General features: G+C 71.0%; 11 protein-coding genes. 8 read left to right on the top strand and 3 right to left on the bottom strand.

Features of this window, described 5'->3' with window-relative positions:
* Positions 1–44: 44 nt before the first annotated feature.
* The 8 genes from BYZ73_RS10690 (at position 45) to BYZ73_RS10655 (ending at position 8,047) form a co-directional block, all read left to right on the top strand.
* Positions 45–986 (top strand): type 2 periplasmic-binding domain-containing protein, encoded by a 942-nt coding sequence (locus BYZ73_RS10690; protein WP_112315935.1) that lies wholly within the window; start codon positions 45–47, stop codon positions 984–986.
* Between the two features lie 210 nt (positions 987–1,196).
* Positions 1,197–2,792 carry an ABC transporter substrate-binding protein gene (locus tag BYZ73_RS10685; RefSeq protein ID WP_112315934.1) on the top strand — a complete coding sequence of 532 codons (1,596 nt, stop codon included), beginning with the start codon at positions 1,197–1,199 and terminating at the stop codon, positions 2,790–2,792.
* Positions 2,793–2,826: 34 nt separating this feature from the next.
* Positions 2,827–3,816, top strand: a complete 990-nt coding sequence (locus tag BYZ73_RS10680; protein WP_108026844.1) for an ABC transporter permease — start codon at positions 2,827–2,829, stop codon at positions 3,814–3,816.
* A complete protein-coding gene (locus tag BYZ73_RS10675; RefSeq protein WP_112315933.1) occupies positions 3,809–4,630 on the top strand; it encodes an ABC transporter permease in 822 nt (273 codons plus the stop codon). Before BYZ73_RS10680 ends, BYZ73_RS10675 begins: the two co-directional genes overlap by 8 nt.
* On the top strand, positions 4,627–5,406 hold the full coding sequence (locus BYZ73_RS10670; RefSeq protein WP_112315932.1) for an ATP-binding cassette domain-containing protein: 780 nt from the start codon (positions 4,627–4,629) through the stop codon (positions 5,404–5,406). The genes BYZ73_RS10675 and BYZ73_RS10670 overlap by 4 nt, the downstream gene beginning before the upstream one ends.
* Positions 5,403–6,182, top strand: a complete 780-nt coding sequence (locus BYZ73_RS10665) for an ABC transporter ATP-binding protein (RefSeq protein ID WP_112315931.1) — start codon at positions 5,403–5,405, stop codon at positions 6,180–6,182. The genes BYZ73_RS10670 and BYZ73_RS10665 overlap by 4 nt, the downstream gene beginning before the upstream one ends.
* Positions 6,179–7,300, top strand: a complete 1,122-nt coding sequence (locus BYZ73_RS10660; RefSeq protein ID WP_112315930.1) for an aminotransferase class V-fold PLP-dependent enzyme — start codon at positions 6,179–6,181, stop codon at positions 7,298–7,300. The genes BYZ73_RS10665 and BYZ73_RS10660 overlap by 4 nt, the downstream gene beginning before the upstream one ends.
* A 3-nt stretch (positions 7,301–7,303) precedes the next feature.
* The gene (locus BYZ73_RS10655; protein ID WP_108026828.1) at positions 7,304–8,047 is read left to right on the top strand and encodes an HAD family hydrolase; all 744 of its coding nucleotides are present in this window, start codon (positions 7,304–7,306) and stop codon (positions 8,045–8,047) included.
* A gap of 10 nt (positions 8,048–8,057) precedes the next feature.
* Here BYZ73_RS10655 and BYZ73_RS10650 read toward each other — a convergent pair whose 3' ends face one another.
* From BYZ73_RS10650 to BYZ73_RS10640, 3 genes are all read right to left on the bottom strand, one after another.
* Complete coding sequence (locus BYZ73_RS10650; RefSeq protein ID WP_108026825.1) at positions 8,058–8,564, bottom strand: hypothetical protein; 507 nt, start codon at positions 8,562–8,564, stop codon at positions 8,058–8,060.
* A 72-nt stretch (positions 8,565–8,636) separates the two neighbouring features.
* A complete protein-coding gene (locus BYZ73_RS10645) occupies positions 8,637–9,524 on the bottom strand; it encodes a hydroxymethylglutaryl-CoA lyase (RefSeq protein ID WP_112315929.1) in 888 nt (295 codons plus the stop codon).
* Entirely contained in the window at positions 9,517–11,463 is a 1,947-nt protein-coding gene (locus BYZ73_RS10640; RefSeq protein ID WP_112315928.1) for a DUF2118 domain-containing protein, read from the bottom strand. The genes BYZ73_RS10645 and BYZ73_RS10640 overlap by 8 nt, the downstream gene beginning before the upstream one ends.
* Positions 11,464–11,479: the final 16 nt, after the last annotated feature.

Raw genomic sequence — 11,479 nt, 5'->3', positions numbered from 1 at the left:
TGCGCGAGGACGCCCCGCCCTTTTCGTATCGAATCGCGCGCGACATGGTGCCCGACGATCCGCGCCTGGACTGCGGTCACTCCGATGGCGGGCTTCTCGAAGGGTATGCCGGCTACACGGTCGCGCTGTGCCGGGCCTACCTCTCGCAACTGCGCTCAGGATGCCCTTCGGGAACGCCCGAGGTGACCGTCGTCCCGGTTCCGGTCGGCGACCGCTATGCCGGGCTCGCCGCGGACGATCCGCCCTTCGACATCCTTTGCGGGGCGACCACGGCGACGGTCACGCTTGGCGCCTCGGTGCCGCATTCGCCCTACACCTTCCTGACCAGCACCTCGGCGCTGGTCAACGCACGCTTCAGCGAAGCACAGCAGCAGTCCTGCCGGGTCGGCGTGGTCACCGGCACGACCTCGGCGCCGGGCATGCAGGACCGGGTCTCGCGGCCGCGCCGACTGGAAACATGGGAGGTCTTCACCGGGCGCAACCCCAGCTGTCGCGAGGACTCGCTGGATCGTGCGCGCGAATTCCGCAGCACGGCCGACGCCATCCTGGCCCTGAAAGAGACCGGCGCAGGCGGCATCGACGTGCTGATCGACGATCATCACATCCTGACCTGGTACTGGCAGAACCTCGACCACCTTGCAGGGTCGATCCGCCTGCCCGACGACCTTGGCTCCCGCTACACCGCGCTCGAACGCCAGGACGGGCAAGAGGGTGCCTGGTCGATCTCGGCCTTCCGCGACACGCTGCAACTGATCCCGGCGGCGATCTCGATCGAACCCTATGCCGTGCTCGGGCCCCCGCGCTCGGCCGCGCTGATCGCCGATTTCAGCCGGTTCCTGACCGCGGAACAGCAGGATCGCGACAGCAACTATACCCAGCTTCTGCGCCGCTGCTTCGGCCGTCAGGTCGACAGGACCTTCTGGTTCCTGATGGATTTCCAAAGCAAGGTCCGGGATGGCAACCCGCTCGACCTGGCCCCGAACTGACCGCGACCTGCCCCAGGATCGCCGCTTCGCGCGGCGGCTGCGGGGTACCCGCCAACTGCCGCTTTTCTGGGCGCGTGCGCCGGACACGGGCCCGGAGAACACGGCAAGCCCCGAGCCGTCCCAAGCGCTCTTGCGTCCTGCCCCGGACGGTGACAGCCTGCGGCTGGGCGGCACCGCCTCTGCGTCTTCCGAAAAGAACGGATGTTTCCAATGCTTGCCACGATTTCCCGACGCGGCGTCCTGACCGGCACCGCCGCCCTGCTTGCATCCACGGCCCTGCCCCGCCTCGCTCTGGCCCAGGGCGGCGGACGGCTGATCGTCGCCGCCGACAGCGAGCCCAGGCAGCTGAACCCGGCCATCGTTGCCTCGAACGGCGTCTTCTTCATCTCGTCGAAGGTGATCGAACCGCTGGCCGAAGCATCCTACGACGTGGGCGGCCTGAAACCGCTGCTGGCGACCGGCTGGGAGGGCTCGGAGGACGGGCTGTCGATCACCTTCACCCTGCGCGAGGGCGTCAGCTGGCATGACGGCACGCCCTTCAGCTCGGCCGATGTGGCCTTCTCGGCGATGGAGGTCTGGAAGCCCCTGCAGAACATCGGCCGGTCGCTCTTCGCCAATCTCGAGGCGGTCGAGACCCCCGACCCGCTGACCGCCATCTTCCGCTTTTCCAAACCGACGCCGCTGCAGCTGATCGCGAACGCGCTTCCGGTGGTGTCCTCGGTGCTGCCGAAACATGTCTATGAGGGCAGCGACATCGTCGAGAACCCGGCAAACCGGGCGCTGATCGGCACCGGCCCGTTCAAATGGGGCGACTACCGCCCCGGCGAATACTACCTGCTGACCCGAAATGACAGCTATTGGGGCGAGGGTCTGCCCCATCTCGACGACATCGTCTTCCGGGTCCTGCCCGACCGCGCCGCCGCCGCAAGCTCGCTCGAAGCGGGCGAGGTGCATCTGGCGGCGTTCTCCTCGGTGCCGCTGGCCGATCTGGATCGGATCGGCAAGGTGCCCGGACTGTCGGTCGTGACGAAGGGTTACGAGGCGCTGACCTATCAGCTGATCGTCGAGATCAACCACCGGACCGAGGAACTGTCGAACCTGAAAGTCCGGCAGGCCATCGCACACGCCATCGACAAGGATTTCGTGCTGGACACGATCTTCCTTGGCTATGCCGAAAAGGCCACCGGCCCGGTGCCCGCCAACGACCCGACCTTCTATACCCCGGACGTCACGACCTACCCCTTCGACATCGCGGCAGCCAAGGCCCTGCTCGACGAGGCCGGCTATCCCGAAGGGCCGGGCGGCACCCGGTTTTCGCTGCGGCTTCTGCCCGCGCCCTATTTCGCCGAGACCCGGCAGTTCGGCGACTATCTGCGCCAGGCGCTGGCCGCCATCGGCATCGACGCGCAGATTGTGCCCCATGACGCGGCGGGCCATATCAAGGCGGTCTATACCGATCACGCATTCGATCTGGCCATCGCGCCCACCGTGTTCCGCGCCGACCCGGCGATCTCGACCACCATCCTCGTGCGCTCGGGCCAGCCCGATGGCGTACCCTTCTCGAACCAGGGCGGCTACCAGAACCCCGAGCTCGACGCGCTGATCGACGAGGCGCTGGTGACGCTCGACCGGGACAAGCGCGTCGCCCTTTACAAGGACTTCCAGCGGATGGTCACCGCCGATCTGCCGCTGATCAACGTGGCCGACTGGTCCTTCACCTCGGTCGTGGCCGACAGCGTGACCGGGGTCGCCACCAACCCGCGCTGGGTCGTCTCGAACTGGGCGGAGACCGGCCTTTCGGAATGAGACAGGCAGGGCCAATCGCTCGTGAGGCAGTCTGATGGCGCGGCTCGGCCGGGTCGTTCTGGCGCGTCTTGCGGGCAGCGTGCCGGTGCTGCTGATCGTGCTGGTGGGCGTGTTCCTGCTGCTCGACAGCGCGGGCGGGGATGCGGTCGACGCCTATCTGCTGTCGATGGGCGGGGGCGACGCGCAGATGGCGGCCGAGCTGCGCACCCGCTACGGGCTGGACGGCTCGGCGCTGAGCCGGCTGCTCTTCACCCTGGGCCAATATGCACGGGGCGATCTGGGCTGGTCCATCGCGCTGAACCGCCCCATCGGCCCCGTGATCGCCGAACGGCTGCCGAACACGCTCTGGCTCATGGGCAGTGCCACGGCGCTGTCCTTCCTGCTGGGCTCGGCTCTCGGGGTGCTGGCCGGACGCCGCCCCGGATCTCTCCTCGACCGGGTGCTGTCGGGCGGGTCGCTCTTTCTCTATTCGATCCCCAGCTTCTGGCTGGGTCTGGTGCTGGCCGTGGTCTTTGCGGTGCAGCTGCGCTGGCTGCCGGTTTCGGGGATCGAGACCATCGCCTCGGGCAAGGCGGGGCTGGCCCGCGCCGCCGACATCGCGCGGCATCTGGTTTTGCCGGTCGCGGCCCTTGGGATGATCTATCTGGCGCTCTTTCTCAGGATCATGCGCTCGGGCATGGCCGAGGCCTGGGGGCAGGACTTTACCCTCGCCGCCCGGGCGCGCGGGCTGCCCGACTGGCGGATCACCCTCAACCACGCGGCACGCAACGCCCTTCTGCCGCTAGTGACCATGCTGGGCCTGCAATCGGCGGCGATGCTGGGCGGATCGGTGGTCATCGAAAGCGTCTTCGCCATTCCCGGCTTCGGCCGGCTTGCGCAAGAGGCCGTCGCGGGCCGCGACGCGCCCTTGCTGCTGGCGGTGATCCTGACCTCGGCCTTGATGGTGGTCATCGCGAACCTGCTGGTCGATCTGGCCTATGGCTGGCTCGACCCGCGCGTCGGGTCTGGAGCGGGCCATGACTAGACCCTTCCTCCGCCGTCCCGAGGCGCTTCTGGGCGGGGCGATCCTGCTGGCGCTGATCCTGATCGCGGGTTTCGCGCCGCTGATCGCGCCGGGCGATCCGCTGGCCATCGCGGGCCGCCCGCTGATCCCGCCCTTCACCGATGCGGGCCTGCCGCTTGGCACCGACCGGCTGGGCCGGGACCTCCTGGCAGAGCTGATCCACGGCGCCCGCACCTCGGTCGCGGTGGGGCTTTCGGCCGCCCTGGTCGCGGTTTTTGCGGGCATGACGGTCGGCACCGCGGCGGGCTTTGCCGGGGGCGCCATCGAGGCCGCCTTGATGCGGATCGTCGATGCCTTCCAGATCGTGCCGGGCTTTCTTCTGGCGCTGGCTTTCGTGTCGGTCGCGGGGCCGTCGCTTTGGGTCGTGGTGCTGGCCATCGCGCTTGGGGCCTGGACCGGACCCGCGCGGCTGGCCCGCGCCCGGGTGCTCAGCCTGCGCGAATCCGACTTCGTTGCCGCGGCAAAGGTCATGGGCATGTCTCCGGCCGAGATCGCCTTTCGCCAGATCATGCCGCTGGCCCTGCCACCCGTCCTGGCCGTCGCCTCGGTGATCGTCGCGGCGGCGGTGCTGACCGAGGCGGCGCTGTCCTTCCTCGGGCTTGGCGATCCGAATTCCGTCACCTGGGGGGCGATGATCGCCGAGGGGCGCAACCAGCTCCGCTCCGCCGCCTATCTGTCGATCATCCCGGGCATCGCGCTGGTGCTGACGGTGATCTCGACCTATCTCGTCGGCGAGGCGCTCACCGACAGTCTGGCGGGGCGGGACAAGCGATGACCCTTCTGCTTGGCCTCACCGGCCTGTCGGTCCGCTATCCCGGCGCCCGCGCCCCCGCGCTGGCCGAACTGGGGCTTGCACTTTTCGAGGGCGAAAAGCTGGCCATCATTGGCGAATCCGGCTCGGGCAAGTCGACGCTGGCGCGCGCCATCGCCGGGCTCCTGCCCCCCGGCAGCCGCGTCGAGGGCCGGATCGACTGGGGCGACGGCCCCACGCCCCGGCCGGGCCGCGACATCGGCTACGTGTTCCAAGACCCGGGCGGCAGCCTCAACCCGCTGCTCTCGGTCGGGCGCCACCTGACCGAGGTGCTGCGCACCCACCTGCCGCTGACCGCACGCGACGCCCGCGCCCGCGCCGCCGAGCTTCTGGACACCGTGCAGATCCCCGACCCGGCGCGGGCGCTGAACGCCTATCCGCACCAGTTCTCGGGCGGGCAGCGTCAGCGCATCGCCATCGCACTGGCCATCGCCGCGGGGCCCAGGCTGCTGATCGCCGACGAGGCGACCAGCGCGCTCGACGTGCTGGTGCAGACCGAGATCACGGCGCTTCTGCGAACACTCTGCGACGCAAAGGGCATGACGCTTCTTTTCATCACGCATGACATGGCGCTGGCGGGCCAGCTGGCCGACCGGATCGCGGTGATGCATGCCGCCCGGATGGTCGAGATCGGCCCTGCGGCCCGGGTCCTGCAGGCCCCGCGCGAAAGCTATACCCGTTCTCTGCTGGCGGCCCATCTCGATCTTGCAAGCCCCCGCCTTGTCGGAGAGGCGCGATGACCCTCCTTCGGGCGCACGGGCTGACCAAGACCTATCCCGGGGCCCGCCGCATCCGGGCGCTTGACGATGTGTCTTTCGAAATCGCCCCGGGCGAGACGCTCGGGCTGATCGGCCCCTCGGGTTGCGGCAAGTCCACGCTCGCGCGGGTGCTGACGCGGCTGACCGAGCCCGATGCGGGAACGATCCGGTTCGACGGGCAGGACTGGGGCGCGCTCAAGGGCCGCGCGCTGCGCCGCGCCAGGGGCGCCATGCAGATGGTGTTTCAGGACCCGGGCGCGGCCTTTCATCCCCGCGCCACGGTGGCGGGCGCGCTCTGCGAGCCGCTGCGCCTTCATGCCATCGCGCCCCGGTCCGACTGGCCCGATCACGTCGAGCTGCTGCTGACCCAGGTCGGGCTTTCGCCCGAGCTTGCGCCGCGTCCGCTGAGCGCCCTGTCGGGCGGCCAACGCCAGCGCGTGGCCATCGCCCGCGCCATCGCCCCCCGCCCGAAACTGATCGTTCTGGACGAGGCGGTCTCGGCGCTCGACGCCTCGGTCCGCGCCCGCGTGCTGGACCTGCTGGCGCAGTTGCAGCGCGACATGGGGCTCGCCTATCTCTTTGTCAGCCACGATCTGGCGGTGACACGGGCGCTGTCGCACCGGATCGCGGTGATGGAGGCCGGCCGCATCGTCGAGACCGGCCCGGCCGAGGCGCTGCTGGCCGCTCCCCGGACCGAGATCCTGCGCCGCCTGATCGCGGCCGTGCCGACCCTTCATACCGAAAAGGTTCCGTCATGAGTTCCCGCCACCCTGCCCCCTTGCCCCCGTCCTGGCTGCCGCTGCCCGACGCCCCGGCCTTCCCGGCCGACGGATACGCGCCGCTGGCCGATGCCATCGGGCGGCTGATGGGCACGACCAATGACGTGCTGCTGGTGCAGGGCGAGGCGATGGTCGCGCTCGAGGCGGCGGCCAGTTCACTGGGGCGGCCGGGGGTCCGGGCGTTGAACGTCGTGACCTCGCTTTACGGGCGCTGGTTCGGCGGCTGGCTGAGGCGCGCGGGCGCCGAGGTGACCGACCTCGCGGGCGCGGCCCCGGGCCATCCGGCAACGGCCGGGGCGGTGGCGCAGGCGCTCGAGGCCGGGCACTACGATCTGGTGGCGCTGGTCCATGCCGAAAGCGCGACCGGCATCCTGAACCCGCTGGCCGAGATCGTGTCCCTGGCCAAGGCGCATGGCGCGCTTGTGGTGGTCGATGCGGTCGCCTCGCTCGGCGGGCACCCGGTCGAGGTCGACGCGCTGGGGATCGATATCGCGGTGATGGGGCCGCAAAAGGCGCTGGGGGGACAGGCCGGGACCTCGGCCATCGCCATATCGCCCGTCGCCTGGGACCGGATCTCCCCCCCGGGCGAAGCGCCCTCGATCCTGTCTCTGGCCGATCTGCGCACGCTCTGGCTCGAACCCGACCGGGGCGCGCTGCCGGGCACCCCCTCGGCGCTGGAATTCCACGGCCTCGCCCAGACGCTGGCCCGGGTCGAAGCCGAAGGCATGGCCGCGATCCGCGCCCGCCACGCGCGCGCCGCCGCCGCCGCCCGCAGCGGGGCCCGCGCGCTGACCGGGGCCGAATGGGTGTCGCCCGGCCAGGCCTCGAACCTTGTCACCGCCGCCGCCCTGCCCGAGGGCCTTTCGGCCGCCGAACTGTTGACCCATGTCACCGGCGACGCGCTCACAGCGGGCGTGGGTCCCGCGGGCGAGCGGCTGGTGCGGCTCAATCACACCGGCCCGCGCGCGCGACTTGAAACCGTGCTGGGCGATCTCGCCACCCTTGGCGCGGCGCTGGCCGCCGCAGGCCATCCGGTCCCCACCGGCGCGGCGCTTTCGGCCGCCGAAGCCGCCTGGCGCGAGGCGGAAACGGCCTGAGCCATGCGCCCGCCCCGGACCATCCTGATCGACCTCGACGACACGTTGCTGACCGCCTACCGGCAGCCGGAACGGACCTGGGCCGCGATCATCGCCGAACATGCCGATGCGCTGGGCGAGCATTCGACCCGCTGGGTCACCGCCGAGGTGCTGGACCGGGTGCTGAGCTTTCTTGCCGATGAGGAGGGCCGCAAGCTCTGGCGGCTTGAAGGCGATGCGACGCGGCGGCGGGTGGTGCGCTCGGCCTTCCACCGGCTGAACCTCGCCCGCCCCCCCGGGTCCGAGCCGCTCCACGGGGTCGATGCCGACCGTATCGCCGACCGGTTCGAAACCTATCTCGAAGAGGCGATCACGCTCAAGCCGGGCGCGCGCGAGATGCTGGCAGGGCTTGCCAAGGCCGGGCTGCGGCTGGGGCTTCTGACCAACGGCACCCGCGCGCGCCAGCGCGCCAAGATCGCGCGTTTCGGGCTGTCGCCCTTCTTCCGTGCGATCCAGATCGAGGAAGAGGCGGGGTTCGGCAAACCCGACCCGCGCGCCTATCTGCGGCTGCTGGCCCGGCTCGATACCCCGCCCCGCGAGGCCTGGATGCTGGGCGACGACCCGGTCTGGGACGTCGCCGCCCCCGCCGCGCTGGGCCTGACCGCGATCCTCTACGACGAAACCGGCCGCGCGCCCCTTCCCACGGGCGCGGCCGCCCGGATCGACCGGCTCGACGCTCTTCCGCGTCTTCTCAAGCAGGTCGCCTGAGGCCGCCCGCTCAGGCCGTGGCGGGATGGTGCGGCGCGTCGGCCCCCAGACAGTCGGGCGTCGCGCGCCATTCCGGGCCGAACAGCACCGGCCCGGCAAAGAAACAGATCGCGGGCAGATCCGCCGGACAGGGGCCAAGCGCCACGCGGGGCACGAAGGGCGGCAGGTCCCAGACAGCTCCGGCCTCGGTCAGCGCGCGCCAGCGCGCCTCCAGTTCGGGCGCCCCGAAGACCAGATCGACCGCGCCCGCCGCACCGCGTTCGAAGCGCGGCCGTTGCGGGGTGACCGCGATCCGGTGCGGATCCGGCTCGAAGACCCTGAGGCCCCAGTCGACCGGGGTCGCGCTATGGGCCAGCGTCACATGCGGATCGTCGGGCATCGCCTCGAGCCCAAGCTGGCGCAGGACGGGCCGCAGCACCTCGCGGTTGAGGATCGAGCGGCGCAGGTGCAGGGGATGGGCGCCGCTGCGCGTTTCGCGCTGGGCGGCAAAGGGACAACGGCCGGCTGTGTGTTCCATGGAGCGCTCCATTTCCGAGTCGCATCATGCGGCCTGGACGGGGCTTTCATGGATGCGATAAATCGCCCCGTTTCAAGAGGCTGCCCCAAGGGGGGCAGTTCCGGGCGGGCCACCGCGCATGTGCCGGGCCAGCGCCGCCGCCTCGCTCAGCCGCGCCGGGTCGAGCCCGGTTTCGCCCCCCAGATCCGCCAGCCGCGCCGCCACCTTCTCGGTCGCGGCATTGCCGGGCGCGCCTTTCGCATAGGGGCAGCCGCCCAACCCGCCCACGGCGGCATCGAAGACCCGAAGCCCGGCCTCCAGCGCCACCTCGATATTGGCCATCGCCTGCCCGCCGGTGTCGTGGAAATGCCCCGCCAGGCGCGTCGGCGGGGCGACGGTCAGAACGGCGTCGAGCATCGCGGCAACCGTCTGCGGCGTGCCCCGGCCGATGGTCTCGCCCAGGCTGATCTCGTAACAGCCAAGCGCCAGCAGCCGGTCGGCCAGCGCCGCGACCGCCCCGGGTGGCGTCGGCCCGTCATAGGGGCAGTCGGTCACGCAGGAGATATAGCCGCGCATCGGCAGCCCGTCGGACTTCGCCGCCGCCGCGACCGGGGCAAAGCGGCGAAAGCTCTCCTCGATCGAGGCGTTGATATTGGCGCGGCTGAACCCTTCGGAGGCCGAGGCAAAGATCGCGATCTCGTCGGCCCCCGCGGCATGGGCGCGCTCGTAGCCGCGGATGTTCGGGGTCAGCGCCGCATAGCGCAGGCCCGGCACGCGGCGGAGGCCCGCCAGCACCTCGGCCCCGTCGGCCATCTGCGGCACCCGGTCGGGTCGCACGAAACTGGCCGCCTCGATCCGCCGGAACCCCGCCTGGCTGAGCAGATCGATCAGCGCGATCTTTTCGGCGGCGGGAATCGCCCGGGGTTCGTTCTGTAGCCCGTCGCGCGGGCCGACCTCGAAGATCTCGACCCGCTCAGGCATCGTCGCCCTCCGGCTGAAGGCGGACCAGCGCGACTCCGGCCTCGACCTGCGCGCCCGGCGCGGCCAGCACCTCGGCCACCACGCCTTCGCGGGGGGCGGCCAGCGTGTGTTCCATCTTCATCGCCTCCAGCACCGCCAGCGGCTGGCCCGCGGCGACGCGGTCGCCCACGGCGACGGTTAGCGCCTTGAGAAGCCCCGGCATCGGCGCCTCGATGACATCCGCTCCGGCGCCCGCCGCCGTCGCGCGGTCCAGCGGATCGACGGGCGTAAAGCTGAACGTGCCCTGCGCGCCCGCGAAGACATGGATCGCGCCGCCCGCCCGCAGAACGACACCGGGCAAGGCCCCGTCGATCCGCCAGCCGCCGGGGTCGCGGCGGGCCTCAAGCACTGCTTCGCCGATCTCGACCGTCGCGCGATCGGGGCCGTCGAACAGCAGCGAGCCGGTGACCTCGTCGCCGTCGCGGCCGAGCGACACAGCGCGCCTGAGCGGCGCCCAGATGGTGAAGCCCGCGAGCGGGCCGTCGGGCGGGGACGCGGCCTCCAGCAGCGCCGCCGCCTCGACCGCGCGGACGGGCGGCGGGCTTTCGGCAAGGCTTTCGATGTCCCGCTCGATCAACCCGGTATCGACCTCGCCCCGGGCAAAGCCCGCATGGCGCGCGAGGCGCCCGAGAAAGGCGAGGTTGGTGGTCGTGCCCGCGACCTGCGTGTCGTCGAGCGCCCGGGCCAGCCGGTTCAGCGCGACGGCGCGGGTCGGGCCGTGGGCCACGATCTTGGCGATCATCGGGTCGTACCACGGGCTGATCGTGTCGCCCGTTCGCACGCCGGTATCGGCGCGGATGCCGGGCGGAAAGGCCAGATGCGCCAGCGTGCCGGTCGCGGGCAGGAACCCGGCAGGCACGTCCTCGGCGTAAAGCCGGGCCTCGAAAGCATGCCCCGCCAGCGGGATCCGGTCCTGGGTCAGCGGCAGGCCTTCTCCGGCGGCAACGCGCAGCTGCCATTCCACCAGATCGAGCCCGGTCACGGCCTCGGTCACCGGATGTTCGACCTGCAGCCGCGTGTTCATCTCCATGAACCAGAACCGGTCCGGGCGGAGCCCGTCCGAGCCGTCGACGATGAACTCGACCGTGCCCGCGCCGCGATAACCGATGGCGCGCGCCGCGCGCACGGCGGCCTCGCCCATGGCGGCGCGCATCTCGGGCGTCATGCCGGGCGCGGGCGCCTCTTCGATCACCTTCTGATGGCGGCGCTGCAGCGAGCAGTCGCGTTCGTGAAGATGAACCGCATCCGTGCCGTCGCCGAAGACCTGCACCTCGATATGGCGGGGAGCCTCGATCAGCTTCTCGATCAGCACGGCATCGTTGCCGAAGGCGGCCCTCGCCTCGGACCGGGCCGAGGCGAGCGCGGTGGCGAACTCGGCCGGGCGGGCGACCTTGCGCATGCCCTTGCCGCCACCGCCCGCCACGGCCTTGATCAGCACCGGCCAGCCGATGGCCTCGGCCGCGCCCTCGAGATGGGCGTCGTCCTGATTGGCGCCGTGATAGCCGGGCACGACCGGTACGCCCGCCTGTTCCATCAAGGCCTTGGCCGCATCCTTCAGACCCATGGCGCGGATCGCGTCTGCCGAGGGGCCGATGAAGGTCAGGCCTGCAGCCTCGACCGCGTCGACGAAATCGGGGTTTTCCGAGAGAAACCCGTAGCCCGGATGGATCGCCTCGGCCCCGGTTTGCAGCGCGGCCTCGATGATCCGGTCCGCCCGAAGGTAGCTGTCGGCGGGCGCGGGCGGGCCGATGGCGACCGCCTCGTCGGCCAGCGCCACATGGGCGGCACGCGCGTCGGCCGTCGAGTGGACGGCGACAGTGGCGATGCCAAGGCGCCGGGCGGTGGCGATGACCCGGCAGGCGATCTCGCCGCGATTGGCGATCAGGATCTTGCGGAACATGCCGTGCCTTTCGTTG

The organism is Rhodovulum viride, from assembly GCF_003265965.1.
Classification (GTDB): Bacteria; Pseudomonadota; Alphaproteobacteria; order Rhodobacterales; family Rhodobacteraceae; genus Rhodovulum; species Rhodovulum kholense.
This window is presented reverse-complemented; position numbering and strand designations above follow the sequence as displayed.